The 20,133-nt window shown below is 68.6% G+C and carries 18 protein-coding genes and 1 tRNA gene; 10 read left to right on the top strand and 9 right to left on the bottom strand.

Going from position 1 to position 20,133, the window contains the following annotated elements; all coding sequences use genetic code 11:
• The first annotated feature begins 18 nt into the window (after positions 1-18).
• The 3 genes from ACGFJ2_RS30360 (at position 19) to ACGFJ2_RS30350 (ending at position 1,833) form a co-directional block, all read left to right on the top strand.
• Positions 19-615 (top strand): TetR/AcrR family transcriptional regulator, encoded by a 597-nt coding sequence (locus tag ACGFJ2_RS30360; RefSeq protein ID WP_357938235.1) that lies wholly within the window; start codon positions 19-21, stop codon positions 613-615.
• The gene (locus ACGFJ2_RS30355; RefSeq protein ID WP_357938237.1) at positions 612-986 is read left to right on the top strand and encodes a VOC family protein; all 375 of its coding nucleotides are present in this window, start codon (positions 612-614) and stop codon (positions 984-986) included. The genes ACGFJ2_RS30360 and ACGFJ2_RS30355 overlap by 4 nt, the downstream gene beginning before the upstream one ends.
• 118 nt (positions 987-1,104) lie before the next feature.
• Positions 1,105-1,833 carry a hypothetical protein gene (locus ACGFJ2_RS30350; protein ID WP_393474044.1) on the top strand — a complete coding sequence of 243 codons (729 nt, stop codon included), beginning with the start codon at positions 1,105-1,107 and terminating at the stop codon, positions 1,831-1,833.
• A 41-nt stretch (positions 1,834-1,874) separates the two neighbouring features.
• On the opposite strand, the gene ACGFJ2_RS30345 is transcribed toward ACGFJ2_RS30350, so the two are convergent.
• The 3 genes from ACGFJ2_RS30345 to ACGFJ2_RS30335 form a co-directional block, all read right to left on the bottom strand.
• On the bottom strand, positions 1,875-4,466 hold the full coding sequence (locus tag ACGFJ2_RS30345; RefSeq protein ID WP_393474042.1) for a LuxR C-terminal-related transcriptional regulator: 2,592 nt from the start codon (positions 4,464-4,466) through the stop codon (positions 1,875-1,877).
• A 48-nt stretch (positions 4,467-4,514) separates the two neighbouring features.
• Positions 4,515-4,676 carry a hypothetical protein gene (locus ACGFJ2_RS30340; RefSeq protein ID WP_357938243.1) on the bottom strand — a complete coding sequence of 54 codons (162 nt, stop codon included), beginning with the start codon at positions 4,674-4,676 and terminating at the stop codon, positions 4,515-4,517.
• 83 nt (positions 4,677-4,759) lie between these two features.
• Entirely contained in the window at positions 4,760-8,053 is a 3,294-nt protein-coding gene (locus tag ACGFJ2_RS30335) for a BTAD domain-containing putative transcriptional regulator (protein WP_357938245.1), read from the bottom strand.
• A gap of 113 nt (positions 8,054-8,166) precedes the next feature.
• Here ACGFJ2_RS30335 and ACGFJ2_RS30330 point away from each other — a divergent pair, with 113 nt between their 5' ends.
• Positions 8,167-8,685, top strand: a complete 519-nt coding sequence (locus ACGFJ2_RS30330) for a universal stress protein (protein ID WP_357938247.1) — start codon at positions 8,167-8,169, stop codon at positions 8,683-8,685.
• Between the two features lie 121 nt (positions 8,686-8,806).
• Here ACGFJ2_RS30330 and ACGFJ2_RS30325 read toward each other — a convergent pair whose 3' ends face one another.
• Positions 8,807-10,177 carry a PLP-dependent aminotransferase family protein gene (locus tag ACGFJ2_RS30325; RefSeq protein WP_393474040.1) on the bottom strand — a complete coding sequence of 457 codons (1,371 nt, stop codon included), beginning with the start codon at positions 10,175-10,177 and terminating at the stop codon, positions 8,807-8,809.
• A 67-nt stretch (positions 10,178-10,244) separates the two neighbouring features.
• Here ACGFJ2_RS30325 and ACGFJ2_RS30320 point away from each other — a divergent pair, with 67 nt between their 5' ends.
• From ACGFJ2_RS30320 to ACGFJ2_RS30300, 5 genes are all read left to right on the top strand, one after another.
• Positions 10,245-10,694, top strand: a complete 450-nt coding sequence (locus tag ACGFJ2_RS30320) for a carboxymuconolactone decarboxylase family protein (RefSeq protein WP_393474037.1) — start codon at positions 10,245-10,247, stop codon at positions 10,692-10,694.
• Between the two features lie 38 nt (positions 10,695-10,732).
• Entirely contained in the window at positions 10,733-11,986 is a 1,254-nt protein-coding gene (locus ACGFJ2_RS30315; protein WP_393474034.1) for an MFS transporter, read from the top strand.
• Positions 11,987-12,172: 186 nt separating this feature from the next.
• A complete protein-coding gene (locus ACGFJ2_RS30310) occupies positions 12,173-12,292 on the top strand; it encodes a DLW-39 family protein (RefSeq protein WP_214635294.1) in 120 nt (39 codons plus the stop codon).
• A gap of 16 nt (positions 12,293-12,308) precedes the next feature.
• Positions 12,309-13,037: an HAD-IA family hydrolase gene (locus ACGFJ2_RS30305; RefSeq protein WP_357938255.1), complete on the top strand. Its 729-nt coding sequence runs from the start codon at positions 12,309-12,311 to the stop codon at positions 13,035-13,037.
• A 19-nt stretch (positions 13,038-13,056) separates the two neighbouring features.
• Positions 13,057-13,132, top strand: a tRNA-Ala gene (locus ACGFJ2_RS30300).
• 2,272 nt (positions 13,133-15,404) lie between these two features.
• Here the strand turns inward: ACGFJ2_RS30300 and ACGFJ2_RS30295 are convergent.
• From ACGFJ2_RS30295 to ACGFJ2_RS30280, 4 genes are all read right to left on the bottom strand, one after another.
• Positions 15,405-15,740, bottom strand: coding sequence for a hypothetical protein (locus ACGFJ2_RS30295; RefSeq protein WP_393474031.1), 336 nt, complete (start codon positions 15,738-15,740; stop codon positions 15,405-15,407).
• 1,229 nt (positions 15,741-16,969) lie between these two features.
• Positions 16,970-17,233, bottom strand: coding sequence for a hypothetical protein (locus ACGFJ2_RS30290; RefSeq protein WP_393474028.1), 264 nt, complete (start codon positions 17,231-17,233; stop codon positions 16,970-16,972).
• Complete coding sequence (locus ACGFJ2_RS30285) at positions 17,226-17,579, bottom strand: DUF6247 family protein (protein ID WP_357938259.1); 354 nt, start codon at positions 17,577-17,579, stop codon at positions 17,226-17,228. The genes ACGFJ2_RS30290 and ACGFJ2_RS30285 overlap by 8 nt, the downstream gene beginning before the upstream one ends.
• Before the next feature lie 808 nt (positions 17,580-18,387).
• A complete protein-coding gene (locus tag ACGFJ2_RS30280) occupies positions 18,388-19,227 on the bottom strand; it encodes a S1 RNA-binding domain-containing protein (RefSeq protein WP_393474024.1) in 840 nt (279 codons plus the stop codon).
• Between the two features lie 62 nt (positions 19,228-19,289).
• Here ACGFJ2_RS30280 and ACGFJ2_RS30275 point away from each other — a divergent pair, with 62 nt between their 5' ends.
• Positions 19,290-19,445, top strand: coding sequence for a hypothetical protein (locus tag ACGFJ2_RS30275; protein ID WP_393474021.1), 156 nt, complete (start codon positions 19,290-19,292; stop codon positions 19,443-19,445).
• A 312-nt stretch (positions 19,446-19,757) separates the two neighbouring features.
• On the opposite strand, the gene ACGFJ2_RS30270 is transcribed toward ACGFJ2_RS30275, so the two are convergent.
• On the bottom strand, positions 19,758-19,988 hold the full coding sequence (locus ACGFJ2_RS30270) for an integrase core domain-containing protein (protein ID WP_393474018.1): 231 nt from the start codon (positions 19,986-19,988) through the stop codon (positions 19,758-19,760).
• Between the last annotated feature and the right edge of the window lie 145 nt (positions 19,989-20,133).

The following is a 20,133-nucleotide window of genomic DNA, read 5'->3' as shown; positions in this document are numbered from 1 at the left end:
CTCCGTACCGTGGTTCGTGTGAGTGAGAAACCAGTCCGGCGCAGGGCGCCGGGAATGAGCCCGGAGGAGCGCCGCGCGATGATCATCGCCGCCGCCCTCCCCCTGGTGGCCGAGTACGGCACCGCCGTCACCACCAGCAAGATCGCCAGAGCGGCGGGCATCGGTGAGGCCACCGTCTTCCGTGTGTTCGCCGACAAGGACGAGTTGCTCGACGCCTGCATGGTCGAGGCGATGCGGCCCGACCACGTGGTCACGGAGCTCGCCTCCATCTCGCTCGACCAGCCGCTGGCCGACCGGCTCGCCGAGGCGGCCGACGCGCTCCGCGCCTACCTGGCGCGCATGGGCACCGTGGCCGGAGCCCTGCATTCCAGCGGCCACCGGGGCGGTGAGCGAGGCGCCCGCCCGCAGCCGGGCAGCCGCGAGGCGTCCATGGAGCTGATCGGGGACGCGGTCGCCGACCTGTTCGAACCGGACGAGGCGGCGCTGCGGCTGCCCGTCGCTCAGGTGGGCAAGATCTTCCTGAGCCTGCTGTTCACCCGGTCGACCATCCTGCCCACGAGCCAGCTCGTCGAGGTGTTCCTGCACGGAGCCCTCAAGGAGGAGGAGTCAGCGTGAGCGTGTCCCTCAACCACACGATCGTCCCCGCGGCCGACAACAACCGGGAGGCCGACTTCTTCGCCGACATCATGGGGCTCGAGCGCCTGCCGCCTATGGGGGCCCGCGGGCACTTCGCCCCTGTGCGGGTCGATGAGCGGCTCACGCTCGACTACATGATTGTCGAGAATCCTGAGGGGCATCACTTCGGGTTCGACGTTGATCCGGCCACGTTCGACGCGATCCTGGCCCGCATCCAGGAGCGCGGCGTGCCGTACGGGAACCACCCCGCGACCCCCGACAACGGACGGATCGACCACCCGCTCTGCCCGCGCGGGCTGTTCTTCACCGACGCGGTCCGCAACCTCTACGAGATCATGTCACCTGCGTGAGCACGCCTCGCCGATCAACGCGAAGCAACCGGCGGCGTGCGCCGCCGACCGACGCGGAGCCACCGGCCGCGCGCCATCGGCCGACACGACCGCTTCTCCACCGGCATAATGGCGCTCAATGCCGAAATTACATGACCTGGCGGATTATGCGGCGACCATGGGTCCCGTCATCGGCGCGGTCCACGTGAACGTGCATGCCTCGGCTCGCGCGCAGGACGCGGGACTGCTGCCCGGCTTCCTGATCGACCTGCGCTTCACGCTCCCCCTCCGCCCGCTGAGCCGCCGCTCGCTCGCCACGATCTACCGGTACGGCGACGCGGCCGAGCTCGACGCCGAGATCCAGGACCACCTGGACCTGGGCATGCTGGAGGAGGACGGCGACGGCGCGCTGCGGGCGACGGCCAAGGCGCTGGCGTTCATCGACGGCCTCTACGCCGTGCACGCCGCCACCACCGAGCGGATCTGGGCGGGCCGCGACCTCAAAACGCTCGCCGAGCTGGCCGGACGGGTGATCGGCGCGGCCGGAGCGGATCCCGGTGACGCGCAGGGCGCCACGACGGATCTGGGCGCCTTCGCCGCGATGGCGCCGCCGTACGAACCGGTGGGTACACCGGCGGGTGTGCTGCTGTTCAACCGGCTCGCCGCGCTGCGCTACCACCGCGCCGACTCGCACGCCGCCGCCTGGCGGGCCGCCGGCCTCACCGCCGGCGAGATCGTCGTGCTCGGGCCGGGGCCGCTGCGCGACCGGATCGAACGGGAGACCAACCGGCGGGCCGCCGAGCCGTACGGCGCGATCACCGAGCACGAACGCGCGCTGTTCCACGACGGCCTGCTGGCACTGGTCTAGCCAGGCCCGGGCTCGCTCAGAGCGAGCCGGGCAACCCCCGTTCAGAGGGAGGCGAGTAACCGGCCCACCTCCGCACGGTCGTTGACGCCGAGCTTCTCGTACACGGCCTGCAGGTGGTTCGCGGCCGTCCGGGTGGAGACCGTGAGCCGGGCGGCGATCTGCCGGTTCGTCAGGCCGGCCGCCGCGAGCTGGACGATCTCCCGCTGGCGCGGCGTCAGCTCGGGCGTGGCCAGCTCGACCAGCGCGGGCGTCGACACCCCCGGGCAGCGCCTGGCCAGCGACCACGCTCTGGTCTGCGCCCCCTTGGCCAGAGCGCCCCTGCCCATCGCGCGGTAGGCGGCGGACTCCTGGGCGGTGGCCTCGGCGGCGTACAGGATCATCCCGAGCCGCTCGAACCCGGCCGCCACCGCACGCAGCTCGTCGGGGTCGCCGGTGGCCCGCGCGTGCCGGGCCAGGAGCCCGGCGAGGTGGCCGTCCACCCGTTCGGCCAGCGCGGACAGGCGGTCGGCGGCCAGCGCGGGAACCCCCAGCCGCACCAGGTCGTGCAGCGCGAACATCAGGTGCCCCGACTGCTCGTGCTTCTCCGCGGCATCGGCCGCCGACAGGCACAGGCGTACCGCCTCGTCCAGGTCCCCGCTGCCCGCCGCCACCCACACCCCGGCCTGCAGCGTCGGATAGCGGGTGAACGCCCATCGGGAGGCCAGCTCCTCGGCCTCGGCCTGCAGGTCGCGCGCCTCCGCCGTCCTGCCCAGCAGCGCCAAAGCGTGCGCCTGCTCGGCCAGGCACCGTCCTCGGTACGGCGAGCGGTCGTACAGCCCGGCGGCGTCGTCGCGGCTCCAGCGCACGGCGCCCTCGGCGTCGCCCCGCAGCCTGCTGACCAGCGCGCGGAACGCCCCGAACCCGGAGACCGACAGCTCGGCGGCGGCCAGCTCCATGCCGTAATCGGCGGTGCGTTCCGCCGCGTCCAGCCGCCCGGCGAACGTCTCGGCCGCGCAGCGCGCGTCGAGCATCGTCGGCAGCGCGTGCGGCGTCTCGTCCCCCCAGTCGTCCACCCCGGCCAGGGCCTGCTCGACGACCGCGATGGTGTGCTCGGTCCGTCCCGAGTAGGCGCTGGTCCACGAGTCGAGCGCGGCCAGGTGCGCCGCGCCGCGCACGGTGATCGGCGTGCACGCGCGGGCCCGTTCGAGCGACTCGACGGCTCGGGTGGTGCGGCCCGCCCAGAACTCGGCCACGCCGAGGTAGATGTGTGCCTCCTGCTGCCAGGCCGGGTCGGTGAGCGTACGCGCCGCCTCGCCGAGCACCCGGCACGCCTCGGTGAGCGAGCCCGCCCAGGCGTGGTTGAGTCCCAGGCTGATGGCGTGCTGCGCGCGCTCGCTCTCGGTGACCACCGCCGGTGCCGTCTGCCGCAGCGCCGTCAGCGCGGTGTCGGCGTCGCCGAGCACCATGAGCGACTCGCCGAGCAGCGCGACCGCGGCCACGCTCGGGCCCGCGTCCATCGCCGCCCTGGCCAGCCGCGCGGCCAGACGGGGATCCTGCCTGGCCCAGGCCAGCCGAGCAGCGACGAGCAGCATGTCCGGATCGGTGGTCGAGCCGCTGTCGAGCCGCCAGACGGCCGCGCGCAGCACGTCCTCGCGCCGCCGCAGCCCGCTCGCCTCCAGCGCCTCGGCGAGCATCCGCAGCCGCCGCCGCGTCCGCAGCGTGCCGCAGGCGCCGCGTACCACCTCGCCATAGAGGGGGTGGCCGAGCCGCACGTGCTCTCGCTGCACGTCGCGCACGGCCACGATCAGCCCGCGGTCCTCGACTCGCTCCACCGCGATCGGCGAGGTGAGCGAGACCAGCAGATCGGTGCCGAGCGGCTCGCCGAACGCCACCAGCTCCAGCACCTCCCGCTCCTCCTGGTCGAGGTGCCCGATCCTGGCGTCGACCAGCTCGCGCAGCCGGGTGGTCATCGACAGCTCGCCCTGCCAGCGCCACTGCCCGTCGGTCTCGGTCAGACATCCCGAGGTACGGCCGGCGTGCACGACCTCGCGCAGGTAGAGCACGTTCCCCTCGCTGACCCTGGCCAGGTGCCTGACGGTCTGTCCGGCCACCTCTCCGCCGAGCGCCCCCTCCAGCACCTCCCCGACCTCGGCCACGGTCAGGGGCGGCAGCTCAACGCGGCGGAGCAGCTCGTCCTTCCACAGCGCGGCGACCGGCGCGGGCAGCGGCTCACCGCTGCGCACCGTGACCAGTAACCTCGCGGCGCCGCTCTCCGCCAGGTGGTGCACCAGCGCGGCCGAGGCCGCGTCGAGCCGGTGCGCGTCGTCCACGCTCACCAGCAGCTCGTCCCGTCCCGCGCTGATGCCCAGGTGCCGCGCGGCCCAGCGCAGCAGGTTCTCCCCGCTGCTGGGCGGTTCGGTCAGCGCGTGGGCGAACGCGCCGAACGGGATCGCCGCCGCCGTCTCCGTACCCAGCGCCCGAACCACCCCGTACCCCTCCAGGCCGGACAGCGCCTGCGCCGCCAGCCTGCTCTTGCCCACCCCCGCGTCTCCGGCGATCATCACGCCCGCCCGCGACCGCAGTGCCTCCCGTACGGTCGCCAGCTGGCCCCCTCGCCCGACGAACGGCCATGTGCTCCCCAGCTGCTCGCTCATCGTGCCTCCTCTCACCCTCGATGATGGTGAGCGAGGTTCGCGGGAGGTTCAAGGCTGATCTCGGCTCAACCCGGCGGCGGAGAGCAGCAGGTCGACGATCGCCTCGCTCCCGCTGAACGGCACCGGTTCGCCACCGACTTCTTCGAGCAGCCCGCGGAGCTGGCCGCCGGACTGCTCAGGCTCGACCAGCCGTACGATGACCGTCCTCATGTCGGCACCATCTCCCCGACCGGTTCAGGCCAGGTTCAGGTGGGCCGGAGAGGGGCTGCTCAGATGGGGTCGAGGCGGGCTTTTCAGGTGGGGTAGGGCGCGGGTTCGACCTCCAGCTCGCGCATCCGCTCGGCGTACAGGGCGTAGCGCCGCCGCGCGTCGCCGCGTCGGCCCGCCGAGTCCAGCACCCGCACCAGCCCGAGGTGGGCGCGCTCGTCGTATCGATCGCGTTCGAGCAGGCGCAGCCAGTAGCGAGCCGCCTCGTCGTGCCGCCCCTCGCCCGCCCGCGCCGTCGCGAGCCTGGCGGCCGCCCGCACGTACGCCAGCCGCGCCTCCTCCCGCAGCCCCACGGCCCAGTCGGCGTACGGGTCCTCCTCGCAGAAGTCGCCCCCGTAGGACGCCTCGGCCTCCGCCCACCGCGCCAGCGCCTCCGCCGCCCGCCCCGCCTGATCGAGTTGCCCGGCCGAGCCCACCAGATCGAGGAAGTCCTCAACATCGACGTCCACGTTGGCCAGGTCGAGCCGCAGCGCGCCCTCGTCGGAGACGACGAACTCGTCCGCCGGACGTACATGATCCGGATCGAGCACCGCCCGCAGCGTGGACACCATCACGTTCAGCCGCTTCAGCCCGACCGCGTCGCCCTGCTGCTCCGGCCAGAGGATCTCCACCAGCCGTTCCCTGCCGATCGCCGCGCCCCGGCGGCTGACCAGGATCTTCAGCAGGTCGCGGGCCTTGCGCGACTGCCAGGCCGTACGCGCGACGGGCACCGCGCCGCGCAGGACTCGGAACGTTCCCATGGTCTCGACCCGCACACGCGCCTCCGCCACCGGCGTGAACCGGCCGACCAGCGCGTCGATCCTGGCATCGAGCGCCCGGCAGCCGATCGCGTGCATGCGGCTCCTGACCTGATGCGCGATCTCCCTGCCGGGCACCGCGTCGCCCAGCGCGGCCCTGACCAGCTCGGCCCTGGCCCGGCCGATCGGATCGCCGAGCGCCGACCACTGACGCACGGCCTCGTCGGCCAGCCGGGAGTCGCCGTCGAGCTCGGCGCGCAGCTCCACCATCGCCGCCCGCGCCGCGTGGTCCCTGCGGCGCACGGCGGCGGACTCGGCCTCGGACAGCAGCGCCCTGGCCTCGTCATATCTCCCGGCCGCCAGCGCGACGCGGGCCGCGACCAGCCTGGCGTCCACCCCGGCGATGCCCTCCGCGTGCTTCAGCGCCCGCGCGGCCACGCGGGCCGCCTCGTCGGGATCGTCCTCCGTGAGCAGGACGGCCAGCTTGTTCAGGGCGTTGGACAGCTCCTGAACCTCGCCGGACGCGCCGGCGTCCGCGATGATCCGCCGGTAGATGGCCATCGCCGACCTGCGGTCGCCGCGCAGCACCTGGATGTCGGCCAGCCGGATCAGCCCATAGCCGACGAACCGCGACCCCATCGCCTCCCACCTGGCCGCCGCGTCCGCGGCGTCGATCGCCGCCTCCTCCAGCCGGCCGAGCCCGATCAGCGCCTTGGCCCGGTTGGCGATGTTGAGTGCGGCGTACGGGGCGAACGACACCAGATCCGACAGCCTGGCCGCGATCTCGACCTCCGCCAGCGCCCTGGTGTAGGCGGCCTCATCGAGGTGACAGGAGGCGCGATTGGCCCGGATACGGATGAGCTGGACGACGTCCCCGGCCCGCTCGGCGTACTCCAGCGCGCGCAGGTAATAGGCGTCGTTGGCCCGCCGGTCGCCGTCGAGCGAGGCGAGCATGGCCTGCACGGTGTTGGCCGCGGCCAGGGCGCCGGGATCGCCCAGCGCGCTGGCCAGCTCCAGCGCCCGGTCCGCGAGCTCGGCGCAGCCCGCCCGGTCGCCCTTCAGCCAGAGCACCGACGCGGTGGAGGCCGCGCACATCGCCGCGTCGGCCGGCGGCAGCCCGTACTCGAAGCCCTTGGTGTAGATGGCGATGGCCGAGTCTAGATCGCCACGCAGATGGTCGATGAGGCCGAGCCGCCGGGCCAGGAACGCGTCGAACACCGAGGTCGCCGCCGCGCGGGCGAGCAGGTCGCGCGCCCGGGTCCAGTCGCCGCGGTTCTGCTCCGCGATGCCCGCCAGCCGCTGCATCGCCGGCGCCTGCCTGATCGGCTCGGGCAGCAGGGCGAGCGCCGCCACCACGTCGTCGCCGCGCTCGGCCAGGCGCAGGCCGTGCGTGCCGAGCAGCGAGGTGACGAGCGTGCTGTGCCGGGTGGCGACCGCGGCGCGCAGGGCAAGCTCCGGCTGGTCGTGCTCGACGTACCAGCGGGCGGCGACGGCGGCCGTGTCGTGGGCCTCGTGCCGGTCGAGCGGCGCGTGCGCGGCCAGCACGTGGGCGCTGGTCGCGGTCAGCCGGTATCCGCTGGGCAGCCTGTGTCCGTCGGCCGTCGGGTGGGCGCCCGGCCCGTGTCCGTCGGCTGTGCGCTGAGTGCCCGTCGAGGCCGCCCGGTGCCCGTCGTGGCCGGCCTCCAGGAACAGGCCCCGGCTGGTCAGCGAGGCCAGCGTGTCGGGCGGGGCGCCGAGCGCGGCGGCGAGGTCGTCGGTGAGCACGGGCAGCACGGTCGCCGCCCGCAGTAGCTCGCGCATCGCCGCGGGCAGGTCATTGAACGCCGACAGCGTGAGCCGCTCCAGCGTGGCGGAGGTGGCGGCCAGGCCCGCGGCCGTACCCGGCCAGGCGGCCGGATCGGTGCGGGCGAGCGCGTCGAGCGCGGCCCGCACGGCGGCGGGCCAGCCGCCGCAGGCGTCGTGCAGCGTGGCGGCGATCGCCGCCCCCGGCTCGCCCAGCCGCTCGCGCGCCCAGGCCGTGGTCTCGCCGATCGTGAGCGCGAGGTCGGTCGCGTCGAGGTCGAGCACCTCATGATCCTGGCGAAGGCGCGCGGTGGGGAACGGCAGCGGCGCCCGTGATGCGGTGACCACGTGCAGGTGGCGGGGGGCCGCCCGGACCAGGGTCTCGACATAGCGTACGGAGCCGGCCGCGCCGATGATCGTCTCGATGCCGTCGAAGACCAAGGCGAGTCCCCGTCGCAGTCGCCCCGCCAGCGCCTCGGCCAGCGCGCCCGCCAGCGCCGCCGCCCTGGACAGCTCGTCGGCGTCCGGCCCGAGCGGGGACTCGGCGGCGGCGGCGAGCTCGGCGGGCAGGTCCGGAACCACCTCTGCCAGGGCCGAGACCAGCGCGCCGGCCAGCGTGGTGAGGTCGCGATCGGCCGGCCCCAGCCGGTGGAGCACCGCGCCGACCGCCTCACTCCAACTCGTCAGCGCGATCGACTTGCCGTAGCCCGTGGTGGCCACCAAAGTGGTGAGCCTGTGCGTCAGCGCCCCGTCGAGCCGCCGGTCGAGGGCGGGACGGGGTTGCACCCACCCACGTTCCACCCACGCATGCTACGCCGGGGATCGCGAACGACTCCAGAGTTCGCAAAGTGCCACCTCCCGGTAACCGGCCCGGAGGCGCACTATGGTCGAGTACCTCTTCGAGGAGGGTCGCGGTGGATCAGGACCTGCCCGGCGGAGCGAGGCTGATCGTGGGGGTGGACGAGTCCCCGGCCTCGCGCTGGGCACTGGCGTGGGCCATCGGGGCCGCGCGGCTGCATCGGATGGCGCTGATCGCCGTCCACGTCAGCCGGGCCCCGGTACACCCCTTCCCCGAGGCGCTGCCCGTGCAGCACGCCATGAAGGCGGGGGAGGAGGCGCGGTGCAACGAGGTGATCGCGGGCGTGTTCGACGACGTGGCCGGTGGGCTGCCCGCCGACCTCACCACGGCGGTGGTCGGCCGGGTCGGTGATCCCGGCTATCACCTCGTCGACCTGGCCCGTGAGGGCGATCTGCTGGTGCTGGGGCGGGGCAAGCGGGGGATGCTCAGCCGGTTGTTCCTGCCTTCGACGAGCATGTACTGCGCTCGGCACGCCAAGACGACGGTCGTGATCGTCCGGCAGCCGACACCGCCGGACGAGCCGCACCTGCCGGGGGAGCGCACGCGACGGTTCTGGAGCCGCAAGCACATCTAGCGGGGTCGGGTGTCCGTTCTTCCTCTCCCCCGACCCCCCGGTCCCCCGAAGGGGGTATCTCCCTATAAGGACCCCAGCCACCACAGACCGTCACAGGGATCGAGACAGTCGTGTGACGGTGTCAGACCAGGGCTTCCTTCAGGACGTTCAAGCCCTCGGGGATCTCGGCTTGCTGAATCGCGCCGTACCCCAGAACCAGGCCCTGCTGGGCGGGGCTCTCACCGCAGTAGGCGTCGAGCCGTTCCAGCGCGAGCCGGGGAGCCGGACGTACGGACACCCCGGGGGAGAAGCGGGCGCACAGGTGCAGCCCCGCGACCGAGGGGACCAGCCGCAGGCGGTCGTCACCGGTGAGGGTGTCGACGACGAGCGCGTGCCGGGCGGCGTACTCGCGGGTGGCCTTCCTGATGTGCCTGGCCAGCAGGCCCTCGTCGATGAAGCGGGCCAGCGCGGCCTGCGTGGACAGCTCGCCGTGGGAGTCGCTCAGCTGCCTGGCGGCGCGCAGCGCGGGCATGAGCGAAGCGGGGGCCACCAGGAAGCCGAGGCGCAGCATGGGCAGCAGCGTCTTGGAGAACGAGCCGACATAGATGACCCGCCCCGCCCGGTCCAGGCTCTGGAGCGGCTCCAGCGGCCGGTCGCCGAAGCGGAACTCGCTGTCGTAGTCGTCCTCGACGATCACGCCACGCCGCCGCTCCGCCCAGGCCAGCAGCGCGGCGCGGCGAGCCAGCGACATCGGGGTGCCGAGCGGGAACTGGTGGGAAGGGGTGACGTACACCAGCCGGACGGTGTTGGGGATGGCGGTCACGTCGATGCCCTCGCCGTCCACCGGGACTCCGGCCACGCGGGCGCCCAGTGAGCGGAACAGCCGGCGCGCGGGCGGGTAGCCCGGCTCCTCGACCGCCACGCAGGCGCCGGGGTCGATGAGCACCCGGCCGATGAGGTCGAGCGCCTGCTGGGCGCCGTTGGTGATCAGGACGTCGTCGGCACCGGCTCGTACGGAGCGGCTGATACCTATATGTCGTGCGATAGCGTCCCTTAGGGCTTCGTGGCCGGAAGGGTCGGCATATCCGGCGAGGCTGGTACGGAGCTCACGGGCCACCAGCCTGCGCCACGTCTCCATCGGGAACAGCCGGGGATCGGGCACGCCCACGCGGAAGTCGTACTCGTGGGTGGAAGCCGGCGCCTCGGCGGCCATGGACCGCCAGATGGCGCGGGGCCGTACGACGCCCTGGGGCGCCGACCTGGTGGCGCGTACCCGCTCCGCCGAGACGAACGTGCCCGCGCCCGCCCGGCCGACGAGGAAGCCGTCGGCCACCAGCCGGTCGTAGGCGACCGCGACCGTGTTCCGGGAGATCTCCAGCCGTCTGGCCAGCTCGCGGGTCGGTGGCAGGCGTTCGCCCGATCTGAGCCGGCCGTCGAGGATCGCGTCCAGCAGCTGCCGGTAGACCTGTGCGGCCAGGTCACCCCGGCCATGAAGGCTTACGTGGACATCCATCTTGGCCCAATCATTTACCCGAAAATTGGAGCTTATACCGGGACAAGACGAGTCTTAGGGTGGAGCCATGACACAGCGCATGAATCTCGGCGAACTAGCCGGCGAGGCCTATAAAGCCATGGCCGGCCTCGACCGGTACGTCCGGCACAGCACCCTGCCCGCACCCCTGCTGGAGCTGGTACGCCTGCGCGCCAGCCAGATCAACGGCTGCGTCTACTGCGTGGACATGCACAGCGGCGACGCCAAGCAGGCGGGCGAGAGCGACGCCAGGCTGCACGCCGTGGCCGTGTGGCAGGAGGCCCCCTTCTTCACCGCCCAGGAACGCGCCGCCCTGGCCTTCACCGAGGCCGCCACCAGGCTCTCGACCGACGACATCACCGACGAGATCTGGCAGCAGGCCGCCGAACACTTCGACGACCAGGAACTCGCCGCCCTGGTGGTGGCCGTCGCCACGATCAACGCCTGGAACCGGATGGGCGTGGCCACCCGCATGACCCCCGAGTCGTACAAGGGCTGACCGCCGGTGCCACTCTTACCGCGACGGGACCTGCGACGATGACTACGACGGGACCCACTCCGGGACCCACTCCCGGATCCACTCCGGGATCCACGACGGCGAGCAGGTGGTCGAGCAGGGGTCTCCTCGTACAGGCGCAGCTGGCGAACTCGATCGGCGACGGCGCCTACCTGGTCACCTCGGCGCTCTATTTCGCCAGGATCGTCGGCCTGTCGGCGACGGAGATCGGCTTAGGGCTCACGTTGGGCTGGGCCGTCGGCACCGTCGCGGGCGTCCCCCTCGGCCACCTGGCCGACCGCCGCGGGCCGCGCGGAGTGGCCGTCCTCCTGGCCCTGACGACCGCCGTCGCGGTCATGTCGTTCCTGTTCGTGCGGTCGTTCGCGCTGTTCGTACTGGCCGCCTGCCTGTACGGCACCGCGCAGACCGGCCTGTCCGCGGCCCGCCAGGCGCTGCTGGCCGGACTGATCGAGCCGGGCAAACGCACGGAGGTCCGGGCCGTACTCCAGTCCACGATCAACGGCGGCCTCGCGATGGGCGCCACTCTGGGCGGGTTCGCGCTGCATGTGGACAGCCGGGAGGCGTACCTGACGGTGTTCGCGGTGGACGCCGTCAGCTTCCTGGTCGCCGCCCTCCTGCTGCTGCGACTGCCCGCCGTCGCCCCCGTCCCCGCCGCCGCCGGGCCGAAGCTGGCCGTGCTCAGGGACCGGCCGTACGCGGTGATCACGCTGATCAACGCGGTCATGCTCTTCTACATGCCGCTGCTCAGCCTGATCGTCCCTCTCTGGATCGTCCAGCGCACCACGGCACCGACCTGGCTGGTCTCGGCCCTGCTCCTGGTCAACACGGTGAGCGTGCTGCTCTTTCAGGTACGGATCGCGCGGCGGGTCAGGGGCTTGGCCGACGCCTCCCGGTCGGTGCGGTACGCGGGCCTGGTCATGCTGGCGGCCTGCGCGGTGTTCGCGATGTCGGCCATCGGCTCGTCGGCCTGGCTCGCCGGGCTGATCCTGCTCGCCGCGGCCGGGCTCCAGGCGTACGGCGAGATGCTGCTCGGGGCGGGCGCCTGGGAGATCGGCTTCACCCTGGCTCCGGCGGACAAGCAGGGCCAGTACCAGGGCTTCTTCGGGACCGGGATGGCGGTGGCCAGGATGCTCGGCCCGGTCGTCCTCACCACCCTCGTCATCGGCGGGGGCACGCTGGGGTGGCTGCTGGTCGGCGGCCTGTTCGTGGCGGCCGGCGCCGCGATGACCCCGGCCGTGAGCTGGGCCACCCGCAACCGCTACGGTTTGACATGATCTACCTGGTGTCCGAGATGGGACGGGATAACCGGCCCCACCTGGGGTTGTTCATTCGTTCTTTGCACATCCGGTACATCTGGTTCGTGCACAACACAAGGACCGCAGCCATCCCTTGCTAGGCTGCATGTCAACCGTTGGGTCTCACCCCGGCAGGTGAGGCCGTCGAAGAAGTGGGGTCACACCGTGAAGAAGCTTGTCGTTCTGGCGCTGATCGCCCTTGGGGGGCTGCTGGTCTGGCGCAAGGTGCAGGCCGACCGCGCCGAGCTCGATCTCTGGACCGAGGCCACCGGCAGCGAGAACTAACCGACCTGGCGAGGCGATGAATGACGTCGTCCAGATAAAGCTGGCGTGCCTGGACCTGGCCGGCACAACAGTCGGTGACATCGCCATGGTCGAGCGGGCTTTCGCCGAGGCGATAGCCACTCAGGGCATCGTCCCCGGGACCGGCGCGTACGCGCGTGCCATGGTGCACGTGCACCGGTCCCGGGGCTGTCCCAAGATCGATGTCTTCCGAGGGATCTTCCCCGGCAACGAGGCCCAGGCTCAGGCGGCGAACCTGACGTTCGAGCGCTCATACGAGGGTGCGCTCGACCGAGCAGGTCTCGTTCCCATGCCCGGAGTCATCGAGGTCCTCGACAAGCTCCGCGGCTCCGGCCTGAAACTGGCCCTGATCACCGGCTTCAGCCGCGTCACCCTGAGCCGCATCCTCAGCGTCCTCGGCTGGCACGACAAGATCGACCTCGCCATCTGCCCCGAAGACGCCGGCGGCCGCGGCCGCCCCTGGCCCGACATGGTCCTGCACGCCGTACTCCGCCTCGGCATCGAGGACGTACGACAGGTGGCGGTCATCGGCGACTCGGAAAGCGACATGCTCTGCGGCCGCCGAGCCGGCGCCTCGATCGTGGCCGGCGTGATGACCGGCGTCCACAGCCGGGAGCGACTCCTCAAGGGAGGCGCCACACACATCCTGGACTCGATCGCCGACTTCCCAGGCTTGATCTTGAGCGAAGACCCGAGTAGGCAGCAGATGGGTGTCGGGGGCCGGTAAGCTATCTTCGTCACGTCGAGGGGCCTTAGCTCAGTTGGCAGAGCGCCTGCTTTGCAAGCAGGAAGTCAGGAGTTCGAATCTCCTAGGCTCCACCAGCACAAACGCACCCCCGCTACTGATCGCTTAGCGGGGGTGCGTGACTAACTGCGTGACTACGCTTCTTCACTCGCCGGGAAAATGCCGTCCATGGCTTCCGCCCCCTCCAGCAGGACGGGCCGGGAGCTGGAAGCGGTAGATCGGAGTTCCCTTTCAACGGACGAAGTGCAGGGGTACTAGCCCCCCTACGTACAGGCGATATGCGGTCCGACCGCCATGGGTCGAAGCGGTCGGACCGGGGTCACGGTCCTGCGGTCCGACCGCAGGACCGTGACCCCGGTCCGAGGATCACTCACCACAATTCAGGCGGCACGGCTTGCGTGCTGGCGCGCCGCAACTGTGGCACGGCTGGTCACGTGCGGCCAGAAGCACCGCTACGGCATCCTCACTAGACACGGCCCCGTGAGGCTGATCCCAGTTGGCTAGTACCCGCTCTGCTGTGGCGGCTGTGGGGTGGTTGTGCATCGAGAGTTCTCCTACTGATCAATGTTCTGGCCCTGACTGGGTGCATCCCGCCAAGGTCTTGCCTTGCCAGCGCTCTCGTGTAGGAGTGCTATACGGCGAATCTAGATGACGTAGAAGAGAATCGTCAAGTACTCCTACACGATACTGTCTAGGAGTCCTGTACGTTGGCCGCGTATGCTGGCCGCCATGAGCCCTGTGGACGCTAATGAGGTAGTCGCTACTGCCCTTGATGACCTCAAGCGGGTCTGTATATCTGTTGAGGAGGCGCTGACCGCTGATGAGGACCTGGATCGTGCCTTCGCTGCGGCGTCGAGGTGGACTGACGCACTGCGGCGGTACACGAACAGCTCGGCAGGGCAGCGTTCCCTACTGGCCGTGCAGATCCGTGACAAGGAAGGCTTGTCCCTCTCGGCTCTGGCCGATCGCTGGGGGATGTCTAAGGCCCGTGCGGCTCAGCTCGTGAAACGGCCCAAGGGGGACTAATGGACAGGCTGTCCCTGCACGGAAGTGTCCCTGCTGTCCCTCATGTCCCTGAACCCTTCAACCATGGTCGCGCGCCAATGGGTCGCGGTCGCGGCCGGCAGGGTGCCAGGCAGTGCCATACGGCCGGTTTCGGGCCGCGTTAGCCCGTCGCCGCTACCCGCGACCTGCGGATATCTCGGCTGGTCGGATCATGTTTCATTGGTCGCGGGAATGGTCGCGCCACCGCGACCGGTTGCGGCTGGCTCGCGACCCTCACCCCCGCGATCATCCGAGAGCGTTCACAGCAGCTTTTTGCGCGCGGAGCGCGCCTCAGAAGACGCGCGAAGCGCCTTCAGCCCCCTTCCCCCCGCCGTACGGGTCCCCGGCGAGGGACAGCAGGGACACCCTGTCCCTGGGATGTCCCTCATGATCCGGGCGCGTTACCGCAGGTCAACCCGCGTTCGGGGACACGGGGGACACGGGGGACACCAAGGGGGGACTAATGGACAGGCTGTCCCCCTGGGGGGGGTCCCTGGTGAGTCCTGCGCGCCAGCTGGCGGACGGCCCGCCGGTACGGCTCTCAGCGCCTCACAGGCGAGGTCCACGACCGTCCGTAAGTGAACGTCAGGACATGGCCGTACGGCGCTCTACAGCCAGGCGCGACGCCAAACAGCGGCTGCAACCCGGCGAGGGACAGCAGGGACACCCTGTCCCTGGGATGTCCCTCATGATCCGGGCGCGTTACCGCAGGTCAAATCGCGCTCGGGGACACGGGGGACAGCAGGGACACTTCCGTGCAGGGACAGCCTGTCCATTAGTCCCCCCTTGGCGTCCCCCGTGTCCCCCGTGTCTCCGGACATGGGCTGAACTGCGGAAACGTCGCTACGGCCGGGGGACACTTGGGGGACAGTCTCCCGATCTGGTGTCCCCCTGTGAGTAGGACCTAGACGCTAGGCCGTCTCGGGTCATCTCGGCGTCTTGCGGCAGGGGGGTTGAAGAGGTGCTTCGCGCGTCTATAGCCGCGCTACGCGCGGGGGGATGGCTGGAACACTGGGGGGCATCTGCCCCCCAGTGTTCCAGCAGCTTGTTCGTCCCGGTCTGTCGAGCTACGCCAGGGGTCGAGTGTGTCCCCCGAGTCCCCGAAACATGGATCGAGCTGCGGAAACGCGCTAAACCCTGGGGGACAGTTGGGGGACAGTCTCCTGATCAGGTGTCCCCCCGGCATCGCGGCGCCTCTGAAAGCCCCTCAAACAAGAGTGACATCAAGACCTAGATGTTAGGCCGTCTCGGGCCATCCGTGTAAGCCCACGTCTTTTAGACTAAAGGCGCTTGTGAAGAGTCGAATTACGATGGCATAATATCGTGATTTACAGTGCTATAGTTATATATGCTGAAGAACAGGCTCTCATCGAGGTGGGCTACGATCCTAGCTTTGGCGATAGTGCGGTCGGGATCGACGGAGATTGCGCGGAGTGCCTCCATTTCGATGTCTTTGTAACTTTGCTCGCCAGGGTACAGCTCTTTGTCGGACAGTTTGATGTCTGTGCCGTTTCCGACGAGTTTCGCGTATTCTGTTCCCGTGACGGAGACTGCTGGGTTTCTGAAGAGAATAATGGGTACTCCCGCACCCCTAGGTGCGCCGTTTCTGCCAGTCACTCTGACCGTGAATTTTTCGCCCACATTGATATTTGGGCCAGACTTATGGATGACCCTTGAAGTGACTTCTAGATATCTGCGTAGATCTTGCCATAGGCTATCCGCCATCTGCAGCCCACCTCTTTCTCCGTAGAGTTAAATTGGTCTTGGTGTTCGACCAATCTATTTATCCCCTCTATGGACGCCTTTAATCTGTGGCGATTGAGAGTAATCTTTTTGATCCATTTGGCGACCCTGTTGACATTTTTTTTGAAATGCGAGAAGGATGTGATGACGGATTTTACAATCGCCATGATGGCGTATTTGTTGCGCCATGTCCACTTCATATAATTGCCATTCACTCCAAGGGGTGGCGTTCTTAAAGGCGTTGCAGAAAAGTGGTCAAGGTCTGATTAGGTGGGCGCCTCGCCTGCTTTCCGTGAGGAGAGCAGATGGCGCGCTCATCCGCTGCAGCTCCATGCCACCGCAACCACCAAGATCGCGAAGTGTCACTGGAGAATAAGGCGTCGCGTGGCCGGGGCTGAAAGGGTGCTTCGCACGTCTTAGCCCCGCTACGCGCGGGGGATTGCTGAAACACCCGGGTGTTTCAGCCGCTTGTCCGTGCGTAGCACGGCGGGTCATAAGTGGGCGTGCGAAGCACCTTCATGCAGGTAGCTTTCCGGCGCCTGCGTGACTAACTGCGTGACAACCGGCGTGAACAGTCGCGGACGCTGGCGGACGTTGGTGGACGGTCTAGCGCTGGTCGGTGACGCCCTAAATGGTCATCGAACTTGTGTTCGATTTGCTTTGCAAGCAGGAAGTCAGGAGTTCGAATCTCCTAGGCTCCACCATTTTCTTCGGGTAGGTGGGCCGGGTGCCACCCACCCGTTGCCCGTCTGGGTGGTTGGTCGTGGAAGCCCGCCCCGAGCGGTCCTCGCTATCGCTCGGGCTGTTCTTCCTGGGGCGCCTTCGGCGCACAACGGGCTTCGCAATGGGGCGCTTCGCGCTGGGGGTTCAGGCGCTGCTTCCAGTCGGGCCGAAGCCCCGACCCCCGGAGGACTTCGCTTCGCTCATACGCCTTATTTTCTTGAACGCGCAGGCTCCGCCTGCGCGTTCAACGTGGTCGTTCATATGGAGTGAGCTGGAAAGTGCCTCCTGGCGCTGCGGTCCCAGTTCCAGGAAAGCCAAACTTGATAGGTCAAGTGACTAGATGGCAGTGGTCTAAGGCTGACTGACAGACGCCGCCACTCGTCATCATTTGCCACAATCACGCGTCAATCTATCCAGGTAACGCGAACGATCAGCGCAAGGCGCAGATGCTCCGCGACGATGAAGTGGAGGAACCCGCGGCCGCCGAACAGATCGAGCGTTCGAAGACCTCCCCCATGCAACGGGCCTCTACCGGCGCGGACCGCATCTCTCCCGAGAACTGCGAGTTGGTCAGCAAGCCGCTCAACCTCAAGGATGACTGTCGGCGGGAGCCCGGCAATGACATGCTCGGCGTCGGGGTTGTACTCCCAGGTCCAGGCGTCACTCACCGACGACCTCTCGGCGCGCGGATGCCGTGATCTCATGGATTTCGGCCAAGGCCGAGTCCAACTTGACTCTGTCGGTCGCGGTAGCGACCTCTGTCTCCAACGCGTGCAGGCGGGCCGCTCGGGCGGGATAGCGCTGAATCGCCACGAACTCACCCCATTGCTGCAAGAAGTTCTGCAGAGGTGCCACCGTGCTCTGTCGCGCCGCCTGCTCTGTCGCCTGGTCGAGGTGGTCGACAAACTGGCTGAGGTAGGCCGGAGCGATCTGGGCAACTGCTGCCCTGAGGGCGGCGGTGGTCAGTGGCGGCTGAGGGATCAGCGACTCGCTGTCTTGATGCGGGGTGGACATCGTTGACCTCCAAGCTGTTACACCTCCACGCTACCGATACAACTGAACCCTTATCCACCTTGGAACCGCAGGTAAAAAGCCCTGTGTCGGGCGGCTGGCGTCCTCGTGTCGCTGGCGGCGGATTCCGGAGCGCGTAATCGTCAGGATAGACGTCTGCTGGATGTCGAGTCCGGTCTTCGGCAGGCGTCACCACCGTGCCGCCGGACGATCGGCGCCCGGAAGTCATGACTTGTCGTCCGTTCGGTGGGGCGCTCCGTCTGGGACCTGTAGCCCTGGCTCGCTCCCCATGCGGATGGGTCGATGGCAGATGGGATGATCAGGCGGGCGGGTGCACGCCTCGCATGGACGCGACCAGGTAACAGACATGATCGTCGTGCCATTAGCGTGCCATTAAGGGCGGTCAACAGCCGTCAGTCACGGTCGCTCGCGGACCATAGACGGCCCAGGTCGAGGCCGTTCCGCCTGGGGATCAGGCCGATTTGCAAGCAGGAAGTCAGGAGTTCGAATCTCCTAGGCTCCACCATTTTCTTCGGGTAGGTGGGCCGGGTGCCGCCCACCCGTTGCCCGTCTGGGTGGTTGGTCGTGGAAGCCCGCCCCGAGCGGTCCTCGCTATCGCTCGGGCTGTTCTTCCTGGGGCGCCTTCGGCGCACAACGGGCTTCGCAATGGGGCGCTTCGTGCTGGGGGTTCAGGCGCGCTCAGCCCTGGCTCATCGGATAGCGGGCTCTTGTCTGTACGTACTCCACGCTTTCGGTGAGGACGGCGCGCTCGCATCGGCCCCGGAGCGTGCTGCCCCTTGTCCAGGTGCCATCAAGGCGACAGAGGATCAGACGCAGCCCTCTTGCGGGAGAGGAGCAATCGGCGGGCGTCGCGATCCAAGCTGATGATGGTCACCTTGACGCGGTCGCCGACCTGAACGACCTGCTCGGGAGTCTCGACAGGCATAGAGACGAGCTCATCCAAGGGCACCAGGCCCTCGAAGCCTTCAACGAGTCTGACGAAGGCTCCGAACGGGACGAGCTTGGTCACGGTTCCGCAGAACTCCTGTCTCTCGCGAGCCGCGTCGGCGAACTCCTGGAAAGGATCAGGTTGAAGTGAGCGAAGGGAGAGCCTTGCTTCGCCCTGTACGTCATCGAAGTAGAGAAAGGAACAGGTGACCCGCTGCCCTGCCTCGACGACCTCAGAAACCTCATCGAAATGGCGCCAGGACAGCTCGGGGATCGTGATGAAACCTACTCCTGGATAGAAGGGATGCGGCGGCCCATCATCCAGCGCCACGAACACACCGAACCGCTGCACGTCTGCCACTTCACCGCTGAGCACCTCACCAGGGCGGAGTCCTTTCAGGAATGCCCAGAGTTCGGGATTCTCGGTCGCGGCCAGGGACAGACCGATCATTCCCTGTTCCTCATCGACAGCGATCACTTCGGCGGTGACGCGCTGGCCGACCTGTCTGGCCTCATCCGACCGGTGACGCCAGGAGAAGTCCAAAGGCCCGATGTTCGCCGATACCAGCCCCAGGCGCCCGTCGAGCCTCACCGCAGACCCGTGAGGACGTCCCACATGTGTGATCGTCCCCGAGACGATGTCGCTGACCCGAACCGCCCTCAAGATCTCAACTATGTCTTGATCGCCCGTCGGCCTATCCACACTGCTCACCCTGTCATAACTGGCCCCGTCCCTGTGGATCACTTCATGAGGTAATGGATCACATGAGTTTCTTCATGTACGACTTGATGGGCGAGACGATCGACGAGCCTGATGCGGACGCGATGCGGCGGGTTCTGGATGGTCTGGCAGAGGCAGACGACGAGCGGGTGGTGTCTCAGCGCGTTCACCGGCGGCCTGCTGGTGTGGGAGAACACTGACAATGACTCGGTGGCCCCCGGGGAGATGCGCAAGGTCAGCCGCGAGGAGATGCTGCGACTCTTCGGACTACTTGCGGCGGGCGACATCACCACGATCGAGGAGCTGCCCTGGCGGAGGTAGTCGGCCGAACTCGCTCATTGTCACCCTGCGGGTTCCCTTTTAAGGAGGCCCACTCTTAACCCCTTTTCGGTCCACGATCGGAAAGCAGCGCCGGCTCACCGGATAGCGCTGAACTGAGGTCGTATTTCCGGGCATGTAGGCGCTGACTCGGTCGTGAGGTTCCCCCCGTTGCACGGACACCTGAGGTGAGGTCACTCAGTGGCGTCTGAGGGCCGGTAGAGGCTCTCGAACGTGACGGGACTGTGCATTCCGATGCTGGAATGGCGTCTGTATGGATTGTACCAGCATTCGATCCATTCGAAGATGGCGTTGGCGAGTTCGTCGCGGGATTTCCAGATTCTGGTGTCGAGCAGTTCGAGCTGCATCGTTCCCCAGAACGATTCCATCAGCGCATTGTCGTAACAATCGCCCACCGTTCCCATGGAGCCGAGTAGGCCGGCATCTCGCAGCCGCTTTCCGAAAGCCCAGGAAGTGACCCCTTTTCATCCCCAGGCGGCTTGGGCAACGCGGTGATTTTGCAGGACGGCGATGGCCTTGCAGAGGTGGCCGGCCTTGCTCGGGCTGCAG

Source organism: Nonomuraea sp. NPDC049028 (assembly GCF_043197735.1).
Lineage (GTDB): Bacteria > Actinomycetota > Actinomycetes > Streptosporangiales > Streptosporangiaceae > Nonomuraea.
Note: the sequence above shows the minus strand (reverse complement) of the source record. Positions and strands in the feature narration are given on the sequence as shown.